The sequence below is a fragment of the Streptomyces atroolivaceus genome (genome assembly GCF_000717025.1).
Lineage (GTDB): Bacteria > Actinomycetota > Actinomycetes > Streptomycetales > Streptomycetaceae > Streptomyces > Streptomyces atroolivaceus.
Genome location: NZ_JNXG01000020.1, coordinates 135,434 through 161,304, shown reverse-complemented (window position 1 = coordinate 161,304; position 25,871 = coordinate 135,434). Strand labels below are relative to the sequence as shown.

General features: G+C 73.1%; 11 protein-coding genes. 2 read left to right on the top strand and 9 right to left on the bottom strand.

From position 1 onward, the window contains the following. A partial coding sequence (locus tag OO67_RS31670; protein ID WP_033305252.1) for a type I polyketide synthase occupies positions 1-1,815 on the bottom strand: 1,815 nt, incomplete at its 3' end. Positions 1,816-2,201: 386 nt separating this feature from the next. Here OO67_RS31670 and OO67_RS31665 point away from each other — a divergent pair. After that, the gene (locus tag OO67_RS31665) at positions 2,202-2,978 is read left to right on the top strand and encodes a thioesterase II family protein (protein WP_033305243.1); all 777 of its coding nucleotides are present in this window, start codon (positions 2,202-2,204) and stop codon (positions 2,976-2,978) included. Between the two features lie 171 nt (positions 2,979-3,149). On the opposite strand, the gene OO67_RS31660 is transcribed toward OO67_RS31665, so the two are convergent. Both OO67_RS31660 and OO67_RS31655 read right to left on the bottom strand, forming a co-directional pair. Next, positions 3,150-3,947 (bottom strand): ABC transporter permease, encoded by a 798-nt coding sequence (locus tag OO67_RS31660; RefSeq protein ID WP_033305242.1) that lies wholly within the window; start codon positions 3,945-3,947, stop codon positions 3,150-3,152. Further along, complete coding sequence (locus OO67_RS31655; RefSeq protein ID WP_033305241.1) at positions 3,944-4,954, bottom strand: daunorubicin resistance protein DrrA family ABC transporter ATP-binding protein; 1,011 nt, start codon at positions 4,952-4,954, stop codon at positions 3,944-3,946. The genes OO67_RS31660 and OO67_RS31655 overlap by 4 nt, the downstream gene beginning before the upstream one ends. Positions 4,955-5,051: 97 nt before the next feature. Here OO67_RS31655 and OO67_RS31650 point away from each other — a divergent pair, with 97 nt between their 5' ends. Beyond that, on the top strand, positions 5,052-5,819 hold the full coding sequence (locus tag OO67_RS31650) for a TetR/AcrR family transcriptional regulator (protein ID WP_033305240.1): 768 nt from the start codon (positions 5,052-5,054) through the stop codon (positions 5,817-5,819). A 20-nt stretch (positions 5,820-5,839) separates the two neighbouring features. Here the strand turns inward: OO67_RS31650 and OO67_RS31645 are convergent, their stop codons facing one another. The 6 genes from OO67_RS31645 to ccrA all read right to left on the bottom strand — a co-directional run bounded on the left by OO67_RS31645 (position 5,840) and on the right by ccrA (position 25,860). Beyond that, positions 5,840-16,582 carry a type I polyketide synthase gene (locus OO67_RS31645; RefSeq protein ID WP_033305239.1) on the bottom strand — a complete coding sequence of 3,581 codons (10,743 nt, stop codon included), beginning with the start codon at positions 16,580-16,582 and terminating at the stop codon, positions 5,840-5,842. A 53-nt stretch (positions 16,583-16,635) separates the two neighbouring features. Next, positions 16,636-21,540, bottom strand: a complete 4,905-nt coding sequence (locus OO67_RS31640; protein ID WP_359416465.1) for a type I polyketide synthase — start codon at positions 21,538-21,540, stop codon at positions 16,636-16,638. A gap of 34 nt (positions 21,541-21,574) precedes the next feature. Further along, on the bottom strand, positions 21,575-22,597 hold the full coding sequence (locus OO67_RS31635) for a nucleotide disphospho-sugar-binding domain-containing protein (protein ID WP_033305237.1): 1,023 nt from the start codon (positions 22,595-22,597) through the stop codon (positions 21,575-21,577). A gap of 64 nt (positions 22,598-22,661) precedes the next feature. After that, the gene (locus tag OO67_RS31630) at positions 22,662-23,522 is read right to left on the bottom strand and encodes a 3-hydroxybutyryl-CoA dehydrogenase (RefSeq protein ID WP_033305236.1); all 861 of its coding nucleotides are present in this window, start codon (positions 23,520-23,522) and stop codon (positions 22,662-22,664) included. Then, positions 23,519-24,529, bottom strand: coding sequence for a 3-oxoacyl-ACP synthase III family protein (locus OO67_RS31625; protein ID WP_033305235.1), 1,011 nt, complete (start codon positions 24,527-24,529; stop codon positions 23,519-23,521). The genes OO67_RS31630 and OO67_RS31625 overlap by 4 nt, the downstream gene beginning before the upstream one ends. Continuing rightward, positions 24,526-25,860, bottom strand: coding sequence for a crotonyl-CoA carboxylase/reductase (gene ccrA / locus OO67_RS31620; protein WP_033305234.1), 1,335 nt, complete (start codon positions 25,858-25,860; stop codon positions 24,526-24,528). Before ccrA ends, OO67_RS31625 begins: the two co-directional genes overlap by 4 nt. Positions 25,861-25,871: the final 11 nt, after the last annotated feature.

The window sequence follows — 25,871 nt, the reverse complement described above, 5'->3', positions numbered from 1 at the left end:
CAAAGGCGCCAACGCCTCCGCACACTCCCCCAACCGCGCCGCGAAAACAGAACTCTCCCGCGCCAACCGCGCACCCATCCCCACCCACTGCGTCCCCTGCCCAGGAAACACGAACGCGACCTTGCCCCCGGCCGTCGACGCGTTCCGCGCCGGCGACTCACCGCGGGCGAGTGCGGCCAGCCCGTCGCACAGCTCCTCCCGGTCGCGGCCCACCACGACGGCACGGCGGCTGAGCGCGGTGCGTCCCTGGGCGAGGGAGAGCCCGATGTCGGCCGGGTCCGGGGCTGCGCCGTCCTGCGCCAGCAGGCGGAGCGCCGCGGCGTGGTCGCGCAGCGCGCCGTCGGTGGCGGCCGACACGGGCCACGCCATGGCGCTCCACGTGCCGCGTTCCGGCGCGGCGTCACCGGCGGAGTCGTCCGCCGCCGGAGCGGGGGCCTGTTCGAGGATCAGGTGGGCGTTGGTTCCGCTGAGGCCGAAGGAGGAGACGCCGGCGCGCCGCGGCCGTCCGTCAGGGGTGTCCCAGGTCTGCGTCCCGGTGAGCAGCTCGACGGCGCCCGCGTTCCAGTCGACGTGCGTCGAGGGGGCGTCGACGTGCAGGGTCTTCGGCAGCACGCCGTGCCTCATGGCCTGCACCATCTTGATCACACCGGCGACACCGGCCGCAGCCTGCGTGTGACCGATGTTCGACTTGACGGAGCCGAGCCACAACGGCCGTTCCTCCGTGCGCTCCTCGCCGTACGTCGCGAGCAGTGCCTGCGCCTCGATCGGGTCGCCGAGCCTCGTCCCCGTACCGTGCGCCTCGACCGCGTCGACCTCGGCGGCCGACAGCCCGGCGTCCGCCAGCGCGGCCCTGATGACCCGCTGCTGCGAGGGGCCGCTGGGTGCCGTCATGCCGCTGGACGCGCCGTCCTGGTTGACGGCGGAGCCGCGGATCACGCCGAGCACCTGGTGTCCGTTGCTCCGTGCGTCGTCCAGCCGCTCCAGCAGGAGCATGGCGGCGCCCTCGCCCCAGCCGGTGCCGTCGGCGGACGCGGAGAACGCCTTGCACCGGCCGTCGGAGGCGAGGCCGCGCTGGAGGCTGAACTCGACGAAGGTGTCAGGGGTCGACATCACGGTCACGCCGCCCGCCAGGGCCAGCGAGCACTCGCCGGAGCGCAGGGCGCGCATCGCGGAGTGCATGGCGACCAGGGAGGAGGAGCAGGCCGTGTCGATGGTCATGGCGGGCCCCTCGAGGCCCAGCGTGTAGGCGATGCGTCCGGAGAGGATGCTGCCGGCGGTGCCGTTGCCGAGGTATCCCGCGAGCTCCTCGGGGATGTCGCGCACCCAGGACCCGTAGTCGTGGTACATGACTCCGGCGAAGACGCCGGTCGGTGTGCCGCGTACCGACGTCAGGTCGATGCCCGCACGCTCGAACGCCTCCCAGGACACCTCCAGCAGCAGCCGCTGCTGGGGGTCCATGGCGAGCGCCTCGCGCGGTGAGATCCCGAAGAAGCCGGCGTCGAAGTCGGCCGCGTCGTAGAGGAATCCGCCTTCACGCACGTACGACTTGCCCGGCTTGCCGGGCTCGGGATCGTAGAGCCCGTCGACGTCCCAGTCCCGGTCCGTGGGAAACCCGGAGATGCCGTCGACGCCCTCGGAGACGAGCTGCCACAGGTCTTCCGGCGACCGCACCCCGCCCGGATAGCGGCAGGCCATCCCCACGATGGCCACCGGAGCGTGCTGTTGCGCCTCCACCTCGCTCAGCTTCCGCCGCGCCTCGCGGAGGTCAGCGGTCGCGCGCTTGAGGTAGTTGAGCAGCTTCTCTTCGTTCCCCACCGACGTCACCCATCGCTCCGGTCGATCCCGGCCCGGGGTGGTGTCGCGGACTTTCGCTCAGCGCCGGAATTCGTCTGTCACAAAGGAATTCGAAGGCACATCACTGCTTTCCATGCACGGCCGGCCCCGGGCTTTCGCTTCCTCTAGATCCTTCTGCACGCTACCGGCGGGATATCGGACGAACCACCCCTAGCCTGCCGCGGTGCGGCTCCCCGGGCCGGAGGGGGGCGCCGGAGCTTAGGGGGTGCCCTCGGCGTCGCGCCCGCAGGGCGGCGCACGCAACCCCTAGGGGTTGCGCGGCCCGCGGGACGCTGACACATTCGCGGGATAATTAACTGACCGTTGTGTGTTCAGGGGAACGCGCGAGAATAGGGTTGCATCTACAGATGACTTCTGCATCCGGTGAACCGAGCCCGTGGATACGTCGCTTTCACGCTGCCGACTCCGCACGGACACGTCTGGTGTGTCTGCCGCACGCGGGAGGTTCCGCCTCCTACTTCTTCCCCGTGTCCAGGGCGCTGACGCCCGGCATCGAGGTACTGGCCGTCCAGTATCCCGGGCGGCAGGACCGGCGTGCGGAGAAGTGCATCGAGGACGTGCACGAACTGGCCGACCACGTGGCGCGTGAGCTCGAGGTGTGGGCGGACAAGCCGTTGACGCTCTTCGGGCACAGCATGGGCTCGGTGCTCGCCTACGAGGTGGCGCGACGGCTGCGGGGTACGGAGATCGAACTGCTGGGGGTGCTCGCCTCGGGCCGGGGCGCGCCCTCCCGCGCTCGCGTCCACGACGTGCACCTGATGCACGACGACAACCTCCTCCGCGAAGTCCGTGCGCTGAGCGGAACGGAGGACAAGGTCTTCGAGGACGACGACATCGTGCGTATGGTGCTCCCGGCGCTCCGCAGCGACTACAAGGCCGTGGAGACCTACCGCTACGACCCGGACGACAGGCTCTCCTGCCCGGTGGTCGCCCTGCTGGGCGACGACGACCCGCGGGTCACCGAGGACGAGGCGCGGGCCTGGGGCGAGCACACCGACGGGGAGTTCGGGATGCGCGTCTTCCCCGGCGGTCACTTCTATCTGAACGAGCAGGCGGGCGCGGTCCTGTCCGCCGTCACCGAGCACGTCGCGAAGTGGTCGGCGGTCGGAGGGCGGGCCCGCTGAAAAGCGGCCGGCACCGCGACGGCCTCGACCGTGTGGCCCGCGTACCGCTTTCGCGATCGTGAGGGACGGGTGCGGAGCGACCGGCCGGTCTGCACCGTGAGGGACGGGTGCAGAACGACCGGCCGGTCTGCACCCTGACGTCGGGCGTCCGGTGGGTGCCGGACGCCGCCCTCACTTACCCGTGTGCCGCCGGAAGTACCTGACCGTGAAGGCCATGGTGAGCACGAGCACCGGCACCCACCAGACGACGGACAGCCAGACACTGTTGCCGGTCGGCGTGCCGATCAGCAGCCCGCGGACCGCGTTGACGATGGGCGTGAACGGCTGGTTCTCCACGAAGGCGCGCAGGACCGAGGGCATGCTCTCGGAGGGCACCAGGGCGCTGCTCGCGTAGGGGAAGAAGACGAGGATCATCGCGTATCCGCTCGCGGCCTCGACACCGCCCGCCAGCAGGCCGAGCAGGGTGGCCAGCCACGAGATCGCGGTGATGAACAGCAGCAGGAGGCCGCACGCGACGAGCCAGTCGCCGAGGCTCGCCGAGGGGCGGAAGCCGACGAGAAGGCCGACGAGGACGACCAGCGTCACCGCGAGAACGTTCCGCAGCACGGCGGAGACGACGTGCCCGACGAGCATGGCCGAGCTGAACATCGGCATGGTCCGGAACCGTTCGACGATCCCGTTCTGGAGGTCGTTGGCCACGCCGACCGCCGTGGCGGAGGCGCTGAAGGCGATGCTGACGACGAGGACGCCGGCGATCACGTAGTTCACGTAGCTGGGCCCTCCCGTCTGGATCGCGCCGCCGAAGAGGTAGCGGAACAGCAGCAGGAGCATGATCGGCAGGACTACGGACTGGATGACCTCGTCCATGTTCCTGGTGAGGTGCCGCAAGCTCCTGCGGATGAGCACGAGGCAGTCGCCGGCGGCGAGGACGAACTCCGGGCGGGCCTTGGGTGCGACGGCCTGGTTCATGCGGTTTCTCCCGTGGTGGCACCGGCTCCTACGGCGGCCCCGGCTCCGGTGGCGGCGCCATCGGTGTCGGCGGCGGTGGTGGCTCCCGTCCGGGGACCGGCGCCGGTCAGCGTGCGGAACACGTCGTCGAGGGTGGGCTCGTGCAGCGCGAAGCCCTTCACGTCCAGATTCTGGGAGGCGGCGCGGTTCAGCAGGTCGCGCACGTCCGAGGGGCCTTCGATCGGCATGCTGAGGGTCTGCATGCCGACGTGCTCGCCGTCGAACAGCGCGCGGGCCCTGGCCAGGTCCGCCTCGCCGAACGTCAGCTCGACCCGCTCGGAGCCGACCTTGCGCTTCAGCTCGTCGGCCGTGCCCTCCGCGACGACACGGCCGCCGTCGATGACGGCGACGCGGTCGGCCAGCTGGTCGGCCTCCTCCAGGTACTGCGTGGTCAGCAGCACCGTGGTCCCCGCTGCCATCAGCCTGCGGATGGTCTCCCACATGGCCATGCGGCTCGTGGGGTCCAGGCCCGTCGTCGGCTCGTCGAGGAAGAGCACGGGCGGCGAGTTGATCAGGCTGACGGCGAGGTCGAGCCTGCGTCGCATGCCGCCGGAGTAGGTCTTCACGGGTCGGCGGGCAGCGTCGGTGAGGCCGAACTGGTCGAGCAGCTCGACCGCGCGCTTCTGCGAGGCGGAGCGCCCCAGGCGGTAGAGCTGGCCCATCATCACCAGGTTCTCCTCCCCGGTGAGCAGCTCGTCCACGGCGGTGTCCTGCCCGGTGAGACCGATCACCCTGCGCACGGCGCGGGGCTCCTTCATCACGTCGTGGCCGGCGATCGTGGCGGTGCCGCCGTCGGCACCGAGCAGGGTGCTGAGAATGCGGACGCACGTGGTCTTCCCCGCGCCGTTCGGACCCAGCACACCGAGCATGGTGCCGCTTTCGACCCGCAGGTCGACCGAGTCGAGAACGGTCAGGTCGCCGAACGCTTTACGGAGTCCGCGAGCCTCAATCGCATAGTTACCCGTCACCAACCACACTTCCCTTAACAAATTGTGTACCTTATATACTTGGCTTAAGTCATACACAGTTTTAGGGTGGGCGTCAAGCGCCGAACATTGGAGACACATGACGCCTGAGCGAAAGGCGAGAGCACCCCAGCCGACCAGCGTCGAGCTGCTCTGGGGGGCCAAGAACAAACCGACCCGGGGCCCGCGGCCGGGACTGTCGCTCGAGATCATCGCCGCGACCGCCATCGAGATCGCCGACGAGGTGGGCCTCGAAGGCCTCTCGATGCAAGCCGTCGCCAGCAGGCTCGACTACACGGCGATGTCGCTGTACCGCTATGTACCGGGCAAGGAACAGCTCGTCGACGTCATCTACGACACCGCACTCGGCCTGCCGCGCCCCGCCACCGGCTCGGAGGACTGGCGCGCGGGTGTCCACGGCTGGGTGTGGGCGATGCTCGGTGTCTACAAGGAACACCCGTGGCTGCTGCGGATCACCACGAACTCGCCTCCCCTCGGGCCCAACCAGCTCGCCTGGTTCGAGGCCCTGCTGCACCACGTCTCCGGTATCGGTCTGGACGAGGAGGAGGTGGTCCACCTCGTCATCTTCGTGACCTGTGCCGTACGGGATCTCGCCAGGACCTCCAGCGACCTGGCGCAGGGCCCGCAGCAGTCGGGCGTGCCCGTCGAGGAGATGGCGCAGGAATACGCCCTGGCGATGAAGCACCTCGTGGGCGAGGACCATTTCCCCGCCCTGTCCAAGATGGTCGCGGCCGGCACGTTCGAGCCCGACGAGACGCAGTACAACGACATCATGCCCAGCCTCGAGTTCGGCCTGCAGCGCCTGCTCGACGGGGTCGACGGTTACATCAGCGCCCGCGGGCGCTGATGTGACCGCCGCCCCTCCGTTCAGTCCCCGGCACCGCCGATCGCCATGTTGATCAGCGCCTCGCTGTCCATCGTGTCGATCGACGGCGTGCCGCCGTCCCCTTCCGTGGCGCCCTCCGCCGCCCGTCCGGACCCGGTGTCCGCGAGTTCCAGCAGGCTCGCCAGCAGTCCCGCCTCGCGCAGCCGGGACACGGGGATCGACGCGAGCAGGTCGCGCACCTCGTGTTCGGCGAAGCCCCCGGTACCCTCGGCGCCGCCCGACGGGGCCCCGGCCTCCGGCTCGGGAGCCAGGGACTCACCGAGGTACGCCGCGAGGGCGCGCGGGTTCGGGTAGTCGAAGATCATCCCGGCCGGGAGCTTCAGCCCGGTGACGAGGGTGAGCTTGTTCCGGAAGCCCATCGCGGACAACGAGTCGAAGCCCGCCTCGTTGAACGGTCTGTCCAGATCGATCTCCTCGACCCCGGAGTAGCCCAGGATCCCGGCGGCGTGGGTGCGTACGAGTTTCAGCAGTGCGGGCATCCTCTGGTGCTCGGGCATCCCGGCGAGACGCTCGCGCAGCGTGCCGGTCTCCAGCGGCGACTCCTGGGCGGTACGCCGGGCAGGGGCCCCGACCAGGCCGCGGAAGAGCGGGGGCAGTTCGTCCGCGTCCGTCTCCGCCAGCACCTCCGTGTCCACCCGGATCGGCAGGAGCAGCGCGTCGTCGAGCAGCCGGGAGGCGTCGAGCAGGGCGAGGCCCTCCTCGGTGGAGAGCGAGCCGATCCCGCTGCCGGCGAGGCGTGCCTCGTCGGCGGCGCTCAGCGTGTCCGCCATGCCGTCGTGCGTCCCGGTCACCCACCTGCCCCACGCCAGGGAGGTGCCCGCGAGCCCGGCGGCCCGGCGGCGTGCCGCCAGCGCGTCGAGGAACGCGTTGCCCGCCGCGTAGCTCCCCTGTCCCGGCGAGCCGAGCACACCGGCGGCCGAGGAGAACAGCACGAACGCCGCAAGGTCCATGCCCTCGGTCAGCTCGTGCAGGTGCAGTGCCCCCTCGACCTTCGGGCGCAGCACGGCGTCCACACGTTCCGGTGTGAGCGCGGAGAGCACGCCGTCGTCGAGCACGCCGGCGGTGTGCACGACACCCCGCAGCGGCCTGTCCTCCGGGACGGCCGCCAGCAGCTCCGCCACGGCCTCCCTGTCGGCGACGTCGCAGGCGACCACCGAGACCTCGGCTCCGAGTGCCTCCAGGTCGCTCCGCAGCTCGTCGGAGCCCGGTGCGTCCGCGCCCCGCCTGCCGGCCAGCAGAAGGTGCCTGACGCCGTGCTCGCCCGCCAGGTGCCGGGCGACGGCGCCGCCGAGCGCGCCGCCGGCTCCCGTGATCAGGACGGTCCCCTCGGAGTCCCACATGACGTCGCCCGTGGACGCTCCCGCGACGCGGGCCATCCGGGGCGCGAGGACCGCACCGCGGCGCAGCGCCACCTGCGGCTCGCCGGACGCCACCGCGGCGGGCAGTGCCCGCAGGGACGCCTCGTCGCCCTCGCCGGCCGGGAGGTCCACGAGGAGGATGCGGTCCGGATGTTCCGCCTGCGCCGAACGCACCAGTCCGGACACCGCGGCGCCCGCCAGGTCGCACGGCGCCTCCCCGCTCTCGCAGGAGATGGCTCCCCTGGTGACGACGACGAGTCTGCCGTCCGCGAACCGCTCGTCGGCCAGCCATGCCTGGAGCACCCCGAGCACGCGGCCCACCTCACGGTGCGTCGCCCCGGGGGTCCCGTCCTCGCCCCCGGAGGGCACGAGCAGCACCCCGCCGTCGCCGGCCGCGGCCAGGCCGTCCACGGGGGCGGCCCCGAAGGCCTCCGCCAGTTCCGGGTGCCCGTCCCCGAGCACGCTCCATCCCTTGGTGTCCTCGGCCGGTTCCGCCGGGGTCCGCCGCCACTCGATCCTGAACAGCGCGTCGGCCGCCCGCGGTGGCGCCGCGGCCCGCGCGGTCGCCGCCGACAACGGGCGCAGCAGCAGCGTTCCGACCGACAGCACCGGCTGCCCGGAGGTGTCGGCCACGTCGAGGGAGACGGAACCGCTGCCCACGGGCCGTACGTGGACGCGTACGGACGTGGTCCCGACCGCGTACAGGTCGACGGCGTCCCAGGCGAACGGCAGCACCGGCTCGTCACTGGCCGCGCCGCTGAACCCGATCGCGTGCAGCACGGCGTCGAGCAGCGCGGGGTGGACGCCGAACCGGTCGACGTCGGACTGCTCCCCGTGCGCCAGGCTCACCTCGGCGAACGCCTCGTCGCCCCGCTTCCAGACGGCGCGCAGCCCCTGGAAGGCGGGGCCGTACGCCATGCCCTGCTCCGCGAGGTCCGCGTACAGCCCGTCGAGCGGCACCTGTTCGGCGCGCGCGGGCGGCCACGCCGTGAGGTCGAAGGCGGCCCGCGGGCTGCCCGGCATCAGCGCGCCGGTGGCGTGCCGGGTCCACGGTGCGCTGCCGTCGGCGTCCTCGGGGCGCGCGTGCACGGTGAACCGCCGGGTTCCGGTGCCGTCGGGCGCCGCCACGGACAGCTGGACGCGGACCCCTGCCTTCCCGGGCACCACGAGCGGTGCCTCGATGGTCAGTTCGTCCAGTCGCCGGCAGCCGGTCCGGTCGCCCGCGTGGATCGCCATCTCCACGAAGCCGGTGCCGGGGAACAGCACGGCTCCGCCGACGACGTGATCGGCGAGCCACGGATGCGTGCCCAGCGATACGCGCCCGGTGAGCAGCAACCCCTCGGTGTCGGCGAGTTCCGTCGCCGCACCGAGCAGCGGGTGTTCCTCGGGGCCCGAGCCGGCGGCCGTCTCCACCCAGTACCGCTGCCGCTGGAAGGGGTACGTGGGCAGCTCGACGAGGTTCCGGCGGCCGAAGACCGCATGCCAGTCGACGGCCGCACCGCTGTTGTGCAGTGTCCCCAGCGCGGTCAGCACCGCCGTGGGCTCCGCCTGGTCCTTCCGCAGCAGCGGGGTCACCACGGCGTCCTCGACCCGCTCGTCCAGCGTCTCCCGGGCGAGCGCGGCGAGCGTGCCTCCCGGGCCCAGCTCCACGAAACGGGTCACGCCCAGTGACTCCATGCCGAGCACGGCGTCGTGGAAGCGGACGGGGCTGCGCACCTGCCGCACCCAGTAGTCCGGGGAGCGCAGCTCGTCACCGGCACGTTCGCCCGTCACCGTCGACACGACAGGGATGCGCGCCTCCCCGTACGTCAGCTCCCGCGCGACCGCGGCGAACTCCTCCAGCATCGGCTCCATGAGGGCCGAGTGGAACGCGTGCGACACCCGCAGCCGTTTCGTCCGGCCGAAACGCGCGGCGACGGCGGCCACCTCGGTGGAGCCGCCGGAGATCACCACGGCTTCCGGTCCGTTCACGGCGGCGATGTCCACGCCGTCCACCAGTGCCGCGCGCACCCGCTCCTCGGAGGCGGCGACCGCGATCATGCTGCCGCCCTCGGGGAGCGCCTGCATGAGCCTGCCCCGCGCGACGACGAGGGCGCACGCGTCGACCAGGGTCAGCACCCCGGCGACGTGCGCGGCGGCCAGCTCGCCGACGGAGTGCCCGGCGACGAAGTCGGGGCCGACACCCCAGGACTCCAGCAGCCGGAACAGGGCCACGCCGACGGCGAAGAGTCCCGGCTGTGTGTAGCCCGTGCCGTCCAGCAGCTCCGCCTCCGGCGTACCCGGCTCCGCCCACATCACTTCGTACAGCGGCCGGTCGAGTCCCTTGTCCAGCTCCGCGCACACGGCGTCCAGCGCGTTCGCGAACGCCGGGAAGGCGTCGTGGAGTTCACGGCCCATGCCCGCCCACTGCGAGCCCTGGCCCGAGAAGAGGAACCCGGTACGCCCGCGGCTGCGCGTGAGGCCCTCGGTCACACCCGGCGCTTCCTCGCCGTCGACCAGCGCCATCAGGCCGCGCAGGAATTCGGGGTGGCGACGGCCCACGACCACCGCGCGGCACTCCAGCGCGGCACGCGAGGTCGCGAGCGAGAAACCGATGTCGGCGAGGTCACGGTCGGGGTCGTCGTCGAGGTACGACAGCAGCCGCTCGGCCTGTGCCCCGAGCGCCGCCCGGTTCCGTCCGGACAGGAGCCACGGGACGGCCTGGCCGCCGGCGTCGGACCGCTCGGACCCGTCGGCCGGGGACACCTGTACGTCCTCCGGCGGCTCCTCGATGACGAGGTGGGCGTTGGTGCCGCTCACACCGAACGACGAGATCCCGGCCCGGCGCGGACGGCCGTTCGGCCGCCACGGCACGGACTCGGTCAGCAGCCGCACGTTCCCCGCGGACCAGTCGACCTCGGACGACGGCTCGGTGACGTGCAGCGTCTTCGGCAGCTCCCCGTGCCGCAGGGCCATCACCATCTTGATGATGCCGGCCGCGCCCGCGGCCGCCTGGGTGTGCCCGATGTTGGACTTCACGGAGCCGACGAGGAGCGGCCGGTCCTCCGGCAGCTCCTGCCCGTAGGTCGCTATCAGCGCCTGTGCCTCGATCGGGTCACCGAGCTTCGTCCCCGTGCCGTGCGCCTCGACGGCGTCGACGTCCGCGGGCGTCAGACCGGCGTCGGCCAGCGCCTCCCGGATGACGCGCTGCTGCGCGGGGCCGTTGGGGGCGGTCAGCCCGTTCGACGCGCCGTCCTGGTTCACGGCGCTGCCGCGCAGGACGGCGAGCACCGGGTGACCGGCCGCGCGCGCGTCGGAGAGGCGTTCCAGGACGATCAGGCCCACACCCTCCGACCAGGCCGTGCCGTCCGCGTCGGCGGAGAAGGCCTTGCACCGGCCGTCGGGAGCGAGGCCCTGCTGACGGCTGAACTCGACGAACGAGTCGGGCGTGGCCATCACGGCGGCTCCGCCCGCGAGCGCGAGCGAGCACTCGCCCGCCCGCAGCGCGCGGGCCGCGAGGTGCAGAGCCACCAGGGACGAGGAGCAGGCGGTGTCCACGCTGACGGCCGGGCCGGCGAGCCCCAGGCTGTAGGCGACGCGTCCGGTGACCATCGAGCCGGAGCTGCTGGCACCCGCGTAGTCGTGGTACTGCACGCCGACGTACACACCCGTACGGCTGCCCTTCAGCGACCGGGGGTCGATCCCCGACCGCTCCAGCGCCTCGTACGCCGTCTCCAGCAGGAGCCGCTGCTGCGGGTCGATCATCGGCGCCTCCTTGGGCGCGATGCCGAAGAATCCGGGGTCGAAGTCGCCCGCGTCGTAGAGGAAGCCGCCCTCACGCACGTAGCTGGATCCGGGCCTGCCGCCCCTCGGGTCGTACAGCCCGTCGACGTCCCAGCCGCGGTCGGCGGGGAAGTCACCGATGCCGGTGCCCTCTTCGGTGAGCAGGCGCCACAGGTCGTCCGGCGAGGTAACGCCGCCGGGGAGGCGGCACGCCAGGCCGACGAGGGCGATGGGATCGTCGTCGCCACCTCGGCCGGCCGTGGGCGTGAACGTCGCGGCCCTGGTGCCGGAGAGCGCGTCCAGGAGGTGGCTCGCGAGCTCCGTCGGGGTGGGGTGGTCGAAGATCAGGGTGGCGGGGAGCCGCAGTCCTGTCGCCGAGTCGAGGGCGTTGCGCAGCTCGATCGCGGTGAGTGAGTCGAAGCCGAGCCGGTTGAATTCCAGGGCCGGTTCGACGTCGTCCGCCGACGCGTAGTCCAGTACGGCGGCGGTGTGCACGCGTACCAGGTCGACCACGGCGGAGTACCGCTCGTCCTCGGGTGTGCCCGCGAGCCGCTCGGCGAACGTGGAGGCGGCCCCGCCCTGCCCCGCCGGCCCCACGGCCGGCCGGCGCACGCCGCCCACGAGGCCGCGCAGCGCCGCCGGGACATCCGCGCCGGAGGCGCGCAACGCGTCGAGGTCGAGCCTGACGGCGACGTCTGCGGGCGCTGCCGTACGGACCGACGCGTCGAACAGGGCGAGTCCCTGCGCCGTGGTCAGGGGCAGCAGGCCACCGCGGGCGTGCCGGGACATGTCGGCGCCCTCCAGCTTGCCTCCCATGCCGTCCACCTGGCCCCAGAGGCCCCACGCCATCGACTTGGCCGTGAGGCCGCGCGCGGCACGGTGTGCGGCGAGCGTGTCGAGGAAGGCGTTCGCGGCCGCGTAGTTGGCCTGGCCGGGTGCGCCGAGGACCCCGGAGACCGAGGAGAACAGCACGAACGCCGCGAGGTCCATGCCCTCGGTCAGCTCGTGCAGGTGGAGCGCTCCCTCGACCTTCGGGCGCAGTACGGCGTCGACGCGTTCGGGCGTCAGCGACGTCACCAGCGCGTCGTCCAGCACACCGGCCGCGTGCACCACGGCCGTCAGCGGGTGCCCCTCAGGAATCCGAGTGAGCACTTCGGCGAGCGCGGCACGGTCGGCGACGTCACAGGCGGGTGCCTGGACGTGCGCGCCCAGACCGGTCAGCTCCGCCGTGAGCGCGGCGACGGACTCCTCGCCACCCCTGCTCAGCAACAGCAGGTGCCGTACGCCGTGTTCGGAGACCAGGTGCCGCGCGAGCACACCGCCGAGCGCGCCGGAGGCGCCGGTGAGCAGCACCGTGCCCGTGCCGTCCACGCCGCCGAGCGGCCTGTCCACGGCGTCGGTCGCGGGCGGGGTACGCACCAGCCGCCCGGCGTGAGGTACGCCGTCGCGCAGCACGAGCTGCGGCTCACCGCCCGAGAGGGCGGCAGCGAGAAGGGCCGGGGAGAGCTCGGCGGGCACCGGGTTCGTGCCCGCCTCCCCACTCGCTTCCTCGTCCAGCAGCACGAAGCGGCCCGGGTGTTCGGCCTGCGCCGAGCGGACCAGCCCCCACACGGCGGCGCCCGCCAGGTCCGCCACCGGCTCGTCACCCACGGCGACGGCGCCGCGGGTGACCACGGCCAGCGTGGAGCCTGCCGTGCCGTCGGACGCCAGCCACGCCTGCAGTGCCTCCAGCGCACGGTGCGTGGCGGCCCGAACCGCGTCGGCGCCTGTGCCCGGTCCGCAGCGCAGCACCACGGCCCCGGGCACGGCCGGTCCCGAGAGGTCCACCTCGTCGAACGCGGCACTGGAAAGGGGCCGTCCGGCGCCCGGCGCCTCAGACAGGGGCCGCCATTCCAGCCGGTACAGCGGGTGCCGCGCGGCGGCGGGGACCGCCCCGGACGGCTCGAAGGGCCGGAAGGCGTTCGCCTCGACGGTGGCGACGGGCCCGCCCGCCGCGTCCGCGATGGTCACCTGGAAGGTCCGGGGCGCGGTGGGCGTGAACCGTACGCGCAGTGCCGTGGCCCCGCTCGCGTGCAGCTCGACACCCGACCAGGAGAACGGCACGAGCCCGGCACCGCCCGCTTCCGCGTCGCCGCCCGCCGCGCGCAGTGCGTGCGTCGCCGCGTCCAGCGCCGCCGGGTGCAGCCCGAACCGCTCGGCCCCGTGCGCCGCGTCCTCCGGCAGTCGCACCTCCGCGTAGACCACGTCGCCCTGACGCCACGCCGCGTGCAACGAACGGAACACCGGCCCGTACGTCAGCCCGGTCCCGGCGAAGTCCTCGTACAGCCCGTCCAGCGGCACCGGTTCGGCATCCTCGGGCGGCCACACCACCAGGCCCGCCGCGTCCTCCGTGCGGGTCCCGGCGGGCACGACGGTGCCGGACGCGTGCTGGATCCACTCTTCTTCGAGCGCGTCCGCGCCGGCGGGGTCGGCAAGGGAGTGCACGGTGAAGCTCCGGCGCCCGGAGCCGTCGTCCTCGCCGACGGCCACCTGCACGCGGACGGCCCCGCCGGGGGGCAGTGCGAGCGGACCGCTCAGCGTCAGTTCCTCGATCCGGCCGCAGCCGACCTGGTCGCCCGCCTGAACGGCCAGTTCCACGAAGGCCGTTCCGGGCAGGAGCACCGTCCCTCCGACGACGTGGTCGGTGAGCCACGGTTGCTGGGCGGCGGACAGCCGCCCCGTCAGCACCGCACCGTCGGTGCCGGCGACGGTGACGGCGGCGCCGAGCAGCGGGTGCCCGAAGGCGCGCAGCCCGGCCGAGGCCAGGACGTCCACCGAGGTGCGCCCGTCGAGCCAGTAGCGCCGGTGCTGGAACGCGTACGTCGGGAGAGCGACGCGCCGAGCGCCGCTCGCGGCGAACACCGCGGCCCAGTCCGGGTCGACGCCGCTGACGTGCAGCCGCGCGAGAGCGCCGAGCAGCGCCTCGGCTTCGGGCCTGTCCTTGCGCAGCAGCGGCACCGCGACGGCGGTGCCCCCACCCTCCGCCAGGCACTCGCGGGCCGTCGCGGTGAGCGTGCTGTCGGGGCCGACCTCCACGAAGCGGGTGACGCCCGCGGCCTCCAGGCTCCGCACACCGTCCCTGAAGCGGACGGCCTCGCGCACGTGCCGCACCCAGTAGTCCGGGTCGCACAGCTCCTCGGCCGTGGCGGTCTCCCCGGTCACGTCGGAGACGAGCGGGATGACGGGCGCCGAGTAGGCGAGGCCGCGTGCCACGGCTGCGAACTCCTCCAGCATCCCGTCCATGTGGGCCGAGTGGAAGGCGTGCGAGACCCGCAGCCGCTTCGTCCTGCGCCCTTGGGACTCGAAGTGCGCGGCGACGGCCAGCACCTCGTCGACGTCGCCGGAGACCACCACGGAGGACGGGCCGTTGACGGCGGCGAGGCCGACCCGGCCGGTCAGCAGCGGGCTTACCTCCTCCTCCGTGGCCTCGACGGCGACCATCGCGCCGCCCTCGGGCAGGGCCTCCATGAGCCTGCCGCGCGCGGCCACGAGCACGCAGGCGTCGTCCAGCGACAGCACCCCGGCGACGTGCGCGGCGACCAGTTCGCCGATGGAGTGGCCGAGCAGCAGATCGGGGGTGATGCCCCAGGATCCGAGCAGCCGGACCAGCGCGACCTCGACGGCGAACAGCGCGGGCTGGGTCCATCCGGTCCGGTCGAGCAGCTCCGGCTCGCCGAAGATCACATCGCGCAGCGCGCGGTCCCGGCCCTGGCCGTCGAAGACGGCGCACACCTCGTCCAGCGCCCGGGCGAACACGGGGAAGCGGCCGTACAGTTCGCGGCCCATCCCGGCCCGCTGGGCCCCCTGCCCGGAGAACAGGAAGGCGGTCTGGCCGTGCTGTACGGCGCCGACGTGCACGCCGGGTGCCGTACCGCCCTCGGCGAGCGCGCCGAGGGCGCGCACGGCCGAGCCGGCGTCGTCGGCGAGGACCACCGCGCGGTGCTGGAGCGGCGAACGCGTCGTCGCGAGCGAGAACCCGAGGTCGAGCGCGCTGTGCCCGCCCTCCGCCACCGGCACGAGCCGCGCGGCCTGCGCGCGCAGCGCGGACGCGTTCAGGCCGGACACGGGCAGCGGTACGGGGAGCCCGGCGGGCCACGCGGGCGTGTCCGGGAGGGCGGCCTCCCGCTCCGCCGGGGCACCCTCGGGCACGTCCGGCGCGGTCTGCGGTCCGGGCGTCTCCTCCGCCTCTTCGAGGATCACGTGCGCGTTCGTCCCGCTGACTCCGAACGAGGACACCCCGGCGCGGCGCGGGCCGTCACCGCGCGCCCATTCCCGGGACTCCTCCAGCAGCCGCACCCCGCCGGCGGCCCAGTCGACCTCGTCGGTCGGCTTCGACACGTGGAGCGTCTTCGGCAGCAGCCCGTGCCGCATCGCGTGGACCATCTTGATGACGCCGCTGACACCGGCCGCGGCCTGGGCGTGCCCGATGTTCGACTTGACGGAGCCGAGCCACAAAGGCCGTTCCTCCGTGCGGCCCACGCCGTACGTGGCGAGCAGCGCCTGCGCCTCGATCGGGTCGCCGAGGGTGGTCCCGGTGCCGTGGCCCTCCACCGCGTCGATGTCGGACGGGGAGAGCCCCGCGTTCGTCAGCGCCTGGCGTATCACGCGCTGCTGCGAGAGGCCGTTGGGCGCGGTGAGGCCGTTGGAGGCACCGTCGGAGTTGATGGCGGAACCCCGGATGACGGCCAGTACGGGGTGGCCGTTCCGGCGTGCGTCGGACAGCCGCTCGAGGAGCAGCAACCCCGCCCCCTCGGACCAGCCGGTGCCGTCCGCGTCGTCGGAGAACGCCTTGCAGCGGCCGTCGGGCGCGAGCCCGCGCTGCCTGCTGAACGCCTGGAACGGCGACGGCGTGGACATCACCATGACGCCGCCGGCCAGCGCGAGCGAGCAGTCCAGGTTCCGCAGGGCCTGGGCCGCGAGGTGGAGCGCGACCAGTGACGACGAACAGGCGGTGTCGACCGTGACGGCCGGGCCCTCGAGGCCGAGCGCGTAGGCGATCCTCCCGGAGATGACGGAGCCCGCGGTGCCGGTGCTCAGGTAGTCGTCGGCGACGTCGGCCATCCGCGCGGGCGCGACGCCGTCGTAGTAGTCCTGGCTTCCGCTGCCGACGAACACTCCGACGGGCGTCCGCTTGAGGGAGTGCGGCGCGATGCCCGCCCGTTCGACTGTCTCCCAGGCGAGTTCGAGCGCGAGTCGCTGCTGCGGGTCGAGCGCCAGGGCCTCACGCGGCGAGATGCCGAAGAACGCGGCGTCGAAGTCGCCGGCCCCGTCGAGGAACCCGCCTTCGGTCACCTGCCCCGAGGACGGGTCGTCGGGGTCGGCCTCGAAGGACACCTCGTCCCAGTCGCGGTCGCCGGGGAACGGGCCGATCGCGTCTCCGCCACCGGACACCAGCCTCCACAGGTCCTCGGGTGTACGGACGTCCCCGGGGTAGCGGCAGCCCATCGACACGATCGCGATGGGCTCCTGCTCGGCCGTCTCCAGCTCGCGCAGCCGTTGGCGGGTCTCGTGCAGGGTCGCCGTCACCCGCTTGAGATAGTCGACGAGTTTCTCTTCGTTAGCCATCTGCGCCTCGTGTCCGTCCGTGTGCTCGTTCGTGCCGCGTGGTCAGTGCCCGGTCATGCCGCGCCGAGTTCGTTGTCGATCAGGTCGAAGAGATCGTCGGCCGTCGCCGTCTCCAGCCGGTTGCGCACGCCGGTGTCCTGGCCGCCGGCGAGCGTCTCCGTCAGTTTCGCCACCAGGGTCTGGAGCCGTGTGGTGACCCGGGAGCGTTCGATCTCGTCCCGCGTCAGTGCCGCGACCCTGGCCTCCAGCCGGTCGAGTTCCACGGCGAGCGGCTGGGCGGCGAGTGCCCCGCCCTCCCCCTGGCACAGCAGCGTCCACAGATGCCCGGCGAGCGCCTCCGGGCTGACGTGGTCGAAGACGACCGTCGTGGGGAGCCGTACGCCGCACGCCGAGCCGAGCCTGTTGCGCAGGTCGACGGCGGTGACCGAGTCGAAGCCGACCTCCTTGAAGGCGCGGGCCGGTTCGACGGCCGCGGTGCTGTCGTGTCCCAGTACGACGGCCACGTGGGTGCGCACCAGGTCCAGCAGCCGCCGGCGCTGCTCGGGTTCGGTGAGCCCGGCGAGCCCTTCCGCCAGTCCGCCCTCGCCCGGCAGGCCTTCCGTGTCCTGGTCGCTGTCGCTCTGCGCGCCCGACGCCCGCCGTGCCTCGGGGAGATCCCGCAGGAGCGGGCGGCTGCGCGCGAGCGTGTAGACGGGGACGAACTTCTCCCAGTCGATGTCGGCGACCACGAGGTGGCTCTCGTCGCGGTCCAGCGCGAGCGCGAGAGCCCGCACCGCGCGTGCCGGGTCCATCTCGGCCAGCCCGAGACGGCGCAGGTGCGCGGCACTGTCCTCGCCGACCATGCCCCCGCCGCCCCAGGAGCCCCAGGCCACCGATGTCGCCGCCATGCCGCGGGCGCGGCGCCGCTGCGCGACGCCGTCGAGGCAGGCGTTCGCCGCGGCGTACGCCGGCTGCCGCGAGCTGCCCCATACCGCGGCACCGGACGAGAACAGCACGAAGGCGTCCAGTTTCCGTCCGTCGAGCGCGGCGTCGAGAGCTGCCGCGCCCGCCGCCTTGGCACGGACGGCGTCGGCGAACGCCTCCGGCGTCACGTCCAGCAGCGGCGGTTCCTCCGTGAGGACGCCCGCCGCGTGCAGCACGGCCGTCAGCGGCCTGTCGCCGGGCAGCGCGTCGACGCGTTCGACCAGTGCCCGTACGGCCTCGCCGTCGGACACGTCGCAGACCTCGATCAGCACCTCGGTTCCCAGCGCCGCGAGTTCTGCCCGCAACTCCTCGGCGCCGGGCGCGGCGGCTCCCCTGCGGCTGGTGAGGACGAGGCGTTCGGCGCCCTCGCGGGCGAGCCAGCGCGCGGCGTGCGCGCCCACGGCGCCGGTGCCTCCGGTGATGAGCACGGTCCCGCGCGGGCGCCACGAGCCGCCCGGCCCGGCGCCCAGCGGAGCGCGTACCAGCCGCTTCGCGAACGCTCCCGAACGGCGCACCGCGACCTGGTCCTCGTCCTCGGCCCCGGAGAGGACGCGGCACAGCCGCTCCCGCGCGGCGGCGTCCTCGGCGTCGGCCAGGTCGACCATGCCGCCCCAGGCCTCGGGATGGTCCAGCGCGAGGACGGTTCCCATGCCCCAGAGGGAGGCCGCACCCGGGTCGACGTCCTCCGCACCGCTGACGGCTACGGCGCCCGACGTCACGCACCACAGCGGGGCCTCGACCCCCGCGTCCTGGAGCGCCTGGAAGAGGACGAGCGTGGGCCCGGCGTACGGGAGTACCGGATTGCCGGCGTCCCCGCGTCCCCCGTCGGCCAGCAGCGACAGGACGCCCGCGGGGCGTCCGCCGTCGAGCGTGGCGCGCAGCAGGCCCTCCAGCTCCGCTCTGTCCGCACCGTCGGTCTCCACGGTGACGACGGCGGCTCCGTGGACGGTCAGCGCCTGTACGACCGCGTCGGCGCGGGGCGCGTCCGGCGGAGTCACGACGATCCACGTCCCGGTGAGGCCGGTGAACGGACCGCCCGCCAGCGGCGCCCAGGACACGCGGTAGCGCCAGGAGTCCACGGCGGAGTCCGTGAGCCGGTCGCGGCGCCACGCCGCGAGGGCGGGGACGACCTCGCGCAGCCGCTCGGCGCCGACGTCCAGCCGGGCGGCGAGGGCCTCGGCGTCGTCGCGCTCGACGTCCGCCCAGAAGCCGCCGTCGTCCGCCACGGCCCCCGGCACCGCCGCGGCCGTGCGCGGGTCCGTTTCCGGGCGTTCCCAGTAACGGCCGCGCTGGAAGGGGTAGGTGGGTACGTCGACGAGGCGGGCGTCCGGGTAGCACGCCGTCCAGTCACCGGCGTTGCCGCGCACGTACTGCTCGGCGAGGGACCGCAGGAAACGTTCGGTGCCACCCTCGCCGCGGCGCAGCGTCCCCGTGACGACGGCGGCCCCGTCCAGGTCCTCGACGGTCTCCTGGATGCTCATGGTGAGGACGGGGTGCGGGCTGATCTCCACGAACGCGGTGTGTCCCGAGGTGGCCAGCGTCCCGACGACGGGTGCGAAGCGCACCCTGTGCCGCAGGTTCCGAAACCAGTACGCGGCGTCCAGCTCCGTGCCCGCCACCCACTCGCCCGTGGCGGTCGACATCATCGGCACCTCGCCCGCGCGGGGGGTGACCGGCGCCAGGTCACGCAGCAGCCGCTCGCGCAGCGCGTCGACGTGCGGCGAGTGCGAGGCGTAGTTCACGGGGACCCGCTTGGCGCGCACGCCCTCGCCCCGCAGTTCCCCGCCCAGCGCGTCCAGCGCGTCGCCGTCGCCGGAGAGGACCGAGGAACCCGCGCCGTTGTCGGCGGCGACGGATATCCGGCCGTCCCACCGGGCCGCGTACTCGGCCGCCCGGTCCGCCGGCAGCCCCACGGCCATCATCCCGCCCCGGCTGTCGAGGTCCTCGGCGATGGCCTTGCTGCGCAGCGCCACGACGCGCGCGCCGTCGTCCAGTGACAGCGCGCCGGCGACGCACGCCGCGGCTATCTCGCCCTGCGAGTGCCCGATCACCACGTCCGGTTCGACGCCGTGCGCGCGCCACACCGCTGCCAGCGACACCATCACGGCCCACAGCGTCGACTGCACCACGTCCACCCGGTCGGCCGGCGGCGCACCCTCCACGCCGCGCAGCACGTCGGTGACCCGCCAGTCCGTGAAGGCGCTCAGCGCCTGCTCGCACTCGGCCAGCCGCCGTGCGAACACCTCGGACTGGCCCAGCAGTTCGGTGGCCATGCCCGCCCACTGCGAGCCCTGCCCGGGGAAGACGAAGACGGTCCTGCCGTGCAGGTCCGCGCGGCCGGTCACCACGCCGGGCGCCGACTCGCCCCGGGCCAGGGCGCGGAGCGCGTCCGTGAGTCCAGCGGGGTCACCGTCGTCGCCGATCACGACCGCCCGGTGCTCGAACGACGAGCGGGAGGCGACCAGCGAGTACCCGATGTCGGCGGGCCGGCCGCCGGCCGGGGCCGTCTCGGTGCGGGCGGCGAGCCGTCGGGCCGAGGCGCGGAGCGCGTCCTCGGTCTTCGCGGAGAGCACCAGCGGTACGGCGCCGGGTGCGGGACGCACGTCCCCGTCCGCCGCCGCGTCCTGCTCCGCTTCGGACGGCGGCTCCTCCAGCACGATGTGCGCGTTCGTGCCGCTGAGGCCGAACGCGGAGATCGCGGCGCGGCGCGTGCGCCCGCCTGGCTTCCAGTCGACGGGTCCGGTCAGCAGCCTGACGGCGCCCGACGACCAGTCCACGTGCCGGGTGGGCTCGCTGACGTGCAGGGTCGGGGGAAGCTGTCCGTGCCGCATCGCGAGCAGCAGCTTGACGATGCCCGCGATACCGGCGGCGGCCTGCGGATGGCCCATGTTGGACTTGATCGAGCCGAGCCACAGCGGCCGTTCCGCGTCGCGCGCCGCCCCGTAGGTGGCGAGCAGCGCCTGCGCCTCGATGGGGTCGCCCAGGGTCGTGCCGGTGCCGTGCGCCTCGACCGCGTCGACGTCGGACGGGAGGAGACCCGCGTCGGCGAGGGCGCGCTTGATCACCTTCACCTGGGCCGGCCCGTTGGGCGCGGTCATGCCGTTGCTGGCCCCGTCCTGATTGACGGCTGAGCCGCGCACGACACCGAGCACGCGGTGCCCCAGGCGCCGTGCGTCGGACAGCCGTTCCAGCACCAGGACGCCGACCCCCTCGGCCCAGGAGGTCCCGTCGGCGTCGTCGGAGAACGGCTTGCACCTGCCGTCGGGAGCGAGTCCGCGCCGCCTGCTGAAGTCGACGAATATCTCCGGGGTGCTCATCACGGCGACGCCGCCCGCCAGTGCCAGCGTGCAGTCGCCGCGCCGCAGCGCCTGTGCGGCGAGGTGCACGGCGACGAGCGAGGAGGAGCACGCCGTGTCGACGGACACGGCGGGCCCCTCCAGCCCGAGGTTGTACGCGACCTGGCCGGAGACGAGGCTGCCGCCCGGCGCGCCCGCGTCGTAGTCGTGGTACATCACTCCGGCGAAGACGCCGGTGAGGCTGCCGCGGAGCGACTCCGGGGCCATGCCGGCGCGTTCCACGGCCTCCCAGGAGGCTTCGAGGAGGATGCGCTGCTGCGGGTCCGTCCCGCGTGCGTCGCGCGGGCTGATCCCGAAGAACGCGGCGTCGAACTCGGCCGCGTCGTAGAGGAACCCGCCGTTGCGCACGTAGGTCTTGCCCGGATGCTCGGGCTCCGGGTGGTAGATGTCGTCGAGGTCCCAGCCCCGGTCCGCCGGGAAGTCCCCGATGGCGTCCCGGCCTTCGGCGACCAGGTCCCACAGGTCCTCGGGCGAGCTGACGCCACCGGGGTAGCGGCAGCTCATCCCGATGATCGCGATCGGTTCGCGGCTCCGCTCCTCGGCCTCGCGGAGTTGCGCTCTCGCCTGCTGCAGGTCGGCGGTCGCGCGCTTGAGATATGCGCGCAGCTTGTCCTCGTTCGCCATCACGGCCCCGTTCACGATATGTCTGTGTCAGTCGTGCGGCACGCTGTCGTCAGCGGCGTGCCGCGATGGTCACCAGTTCGGGAACGATCTCGCGGGGGCTCGGCATGGCGGTGATCTCCTCCCGCAGTTCCGTCGCCCTCGTGGCCAGTTCGGGATCTCCGACCAGCCGCTCCAGCATGGCCGCCGTCACCTCTCCGGGTGCGACGAGCAGCCCCGCGCCGCGCTCCGCCAGCCGCGCCGCGGGACCCGTGCCGCCCGTGTCCCCGACCGCCAGCTGGGGCAGCCCGTCGACGAGCGCCGCCATGACGTCCGGCGTGCCACCGCCGTGCACCACGGCGGTGCAGGAGGGGAGCAACGCGTGCAGCGGCACGGAGTCGAAGAGGCGTGTGTGGGAGGGCAGTACGGTGCCCGCCGGGATACGCCCCTCCTCGAGTTCGCAGACCATCTCGACGTCCACGCCTCCGGCAGCGCCGAGCACCCCCGCGAGCGCGGCGTCCGGCACCCCGGCCGCCAGGTGGACCCGGCGCCTGCGGGGCTTCCTGCGCAGCCAGGGGGGCAGAACCGCGGAGCCGCCGTACGGCACGTAGCGCACGCCGAGCGGGTCGGAGCCGTCCGGCTCGCGCAGGGACGGCGGCAGGCAGTCCAGCGTGGCGTGACAGTACGCGGCCGCACCGGACCCGCCCGCGGGCCCGGTGCGCCGGTCGTGCGGGCCCTTCAGACGTACGCTCGCCGCCCCGACGGCACGTGCGGCCTCGGCCCCGGCGGGCGCCATGGTGTCCCAGACGATCAGCTCGGGCCGCCAGGCGGACGCGTAGGCCACCAGGCTCTCCACATCGGAGGGCGCCGAGAGTTCCGGTCCGCCCCCGTCGGCCGGGGAGGACGGGCCGTCCGGGCCGGGAGGCCCGTCCACGCCGACGGGGACGGCGACGAACCCGGTCATGGTGATGGCCTCGGTACACGCGGCCTTGCCCGCGATCTGCACCTCGTGCCCTCCGGTGCGCAGGGCCCACCCGAGTGGCACCAGGCTGTGCAGTCGTGCGTCCGAAGGCGGCGCGACGAGCAGTACGCGCATGAAAGCCCCTCCAGGGGATCGGGTGATGGGGTGCGGAACAGGCGGTGGTGTGTCGGAGCCGGCTTCAGTCGTACCGGTAGAAGCCGCGGCCCGACTTCTTGCCGAGCAGCCCGCCCTCCACCATCCGGGACAGCAACGGCGGCGCGGCGTACAGGGGTTCCTTGAACTCCGCGTAGAGTCCGCCCGCGACCGCCTCCAGGGTGTCGAGACCGATCAGGTCGGCCAGTCTCAGCGGCCCCATCGGATGGGCGCATCCCTGCGTCATCCCGCGGTCGATGTCCTCGGGCGAGGCGAAGCCCGACTCCGCCATCCGCATCGCGGACAGCAGATAGGGGACGAGCAGCGCGTTCACCACGAAGCCCGCGCGGTCGGGCGATCGCACGACCTCCTTGCCCAGTGTCTTCGTCAGGAAGGTCTCGACCCGCTCGACGCTCTCGGGTGAGGTGAGCAGCGAGCGCGTCACCTCGACGAGCGGCATCACGGGTACCGGGTTGAAGAAGTGCGTCCCCACGACGCGCTCGGGACGCGACATGACCCGGGCGAGCTTCATGACGGGCAGCGACGAGGTGTTCGTGGTGAAGACCGCGTCCGGGTCCTCGACGTCCTTGTCGAGCCGCGAGAAGAGGTCGAGCTTGGCCGACTCGTCCTCGGTGATGGCCTCGATGATGAGCTGTCTGCCGGCGAGGCCGCCGAGATCCCGCGTGAAGGCGATGCGCCCCAGGGCGGCGTCCCGGTCCGCCGGGCCGATGCCGCCCTTGGACACGGCCCGTTCCAGCGAGCGCTCCACACGGCGCCTGCCGTTCTCCTCCGACCGCGCCGAGGAGACGGCGACCAGCACGTCCAGCCCCTTCCTCGCGCAGACCTCGGCGATTCCCGATCCCATGAGGCCGCAGCCGACGACCCCCACACCGTCCGTCCCGCTCACGTCTCCACCCTCCCGGTGCTCCTCCAGCGCAGCAGCGACGCTCCGAGAGCCATGCCTCCGCCGAATCCGACGAGCAGCACGAGTTCGCCGTCGCGCAGCAGGCCCGCCCTGTTGGCGTCGTCGAGTGTGACCGCCATCGAGGCGGCCCCCGAGTTGCCGTACTCCTCGACCGTGAGATGCGTGTGCGCGTTCTCGAAGCCGATCTGGTCGGCGAGTCTGCGCAGCAGCACGCCGTTGGCCTGGTGCGGGACGAAGTGCGCGACGTCCTCGCGTGGCACACCGGCCTTGGCCAGCAGTTCCTTGACGGCCTGGGGGACCTTGCCCAGCACGAAGTCGCTGACCTCGCGCCCACGCATCCGCAGGTAGTGCCCGCCTTCGTCGACGGTCGCGTGCGAGGCGGGTCTCCTGCTGCCTCCCGCCTCGATCACCAGGAGCGAGGACTCCTCGCCGTGGGAGACCAGGTCGGTCCCGAGAATGCCGTAGGGGTCCGGCACGGCACCGACGACGGCGGCGCCGGCGGCGTCCGACAGGAGCGCGGCCGTCCCACGGTCCCCGAAGTCCACGAACCGTGACCAGAGGTCGGCGGCCACGACCAGGGCGTGCGATCCCGGGTTCTGCGCCACCAGCCCCTGTGCGACGGCGAGTCCGTGGACGAAGCCGCTGCACGCGATGTTGAGGTCGAAGGCGGAGGCGCGGTGCGCGCCCAGCGCCGCCTGGACGAGGCATGCCGTCGGGGGGAGGGGCGCGTCCCCGGTCGACGTCGCCACGATGAGGTAGTCGATGCGGTCGGCGGTCATGCCGGCCTGGTCGAGCGCCCTGGTGGCCGCGCCGACGGCCATCTCCGACGTGGCCTCGGACGGGTCCGCCCAACGCCGCGCGCGGATACCCGTCTTGCGCTCGATCCACTCGGCGGTCACCCCGATGCGCGGCGCGAGCTCCTCGTTGCCGACCACACGCTCGGGGACGTACGCCCCCGTCGACAGGATGCCGACCGTCCGGCCACTCATGCGCCCGTCCCCAACGGGTTCAGCCGACGCTCACCGATGGCGTCCCGCTTCGTCCGGTCGGTGACACCGAGGCCGCGTTCGGGTGCCAGGCACAGCACGCCGATCTTGCCCATGTGGCCGTTGGTCTGGACGAGCCGGGCGGCGTCGCCGATCTCCTCGAGCGGGTAGACGGTGGACAGGATCGGCATGATCCGGCCCATGTCGATCAGCCGGTTGCTCTCCCACTGCTCGGCGAGGTTCGCCGCGTGGCTGCCGACGATCCTCTTGAGCTTCATCCAGAGGTAGCGGTTGTCGTACTGGTGCTGGTAGCCGCTGCTCGATCCGCACGTCACCACCACCCCGCCGCGCCGCACCACGAACATGGAGATGCCGAACGTCGCGCGCCCGACGTACTCGAAGACGATGTTGGGGTCCTCGCCGATCTCGCGCCGGATGATCCGGCCGAGCCGCTTGCCCGCTTCGATCACCTTCTCCGGGTCGCTGCCGTCGTCGTCGCCGATGCCCAGCTCCCGGCGGTTGATCACGAGGTCGCAGCCGAGGTCCCGCAGGGCCTGGGCCTTCTCCTCGGAGCCGACCACACCGACCGCGATGCCTCCGCCGTGCTTGACGAGCTGGACGGCGTACGCGCCCAGTCCGCCGGCCGCACCCCAGATCAGCACGACGTCGCCCTGCTTCATCCTGGCGCCCCGCTCGCTGACGAGCATGCGGTAGGCGGTCCCGGCACACGCGGGGGTGCTGGCGGCCTCCTCCCAGGTGAGGTGCCCGGGCTTGGGGATGAGCTGGCTGGCGCGCACCACCGCGTAGTGCGCGAGCCCGCCGAAGTTCGTCTCGTAACCCCAGGCCTTCTGGCCTTCGCCGAGCATCCCGTCCGAGTGGGTCATCGCCTCCTGGTCGTCCACCTGGATCGGGCTGGCGAGCACGTGGTCACCCACCCGCCAGCGGCGTACGCCCACGCCCACACGGACGATGACGCCCGCCGCGTCCGAACCCAGCACGTGGTACGGCTGGTCGTGCCGGCGCTCCCAGCCGCCCAGCTTCCCGTACGCCTTGAGGAAGCTGAAGGTCGGCACCGGCTCGAAGGTGCCCGACCACACCGTGTTGTAGTTCACGGAGCTGGCCATCACCGCGACCAGGACCTCGTCCGGCGCCAGCTCCGGCATCGGCACGTTGCCGACGCGCAGGGACTTGCGTACGTCCTTGTCCTCGACACCGTCGAACATCGCGATGTCCTCGACCCTGGTGTGCGCGGCCAGGTACTCCTCCGGCACCGGCAGGCCGGACAACTCCTCGGGCCCGGCGCCCGCCCGTACCGCCTCGGTCAACGCTTCCATTCCACACCTTC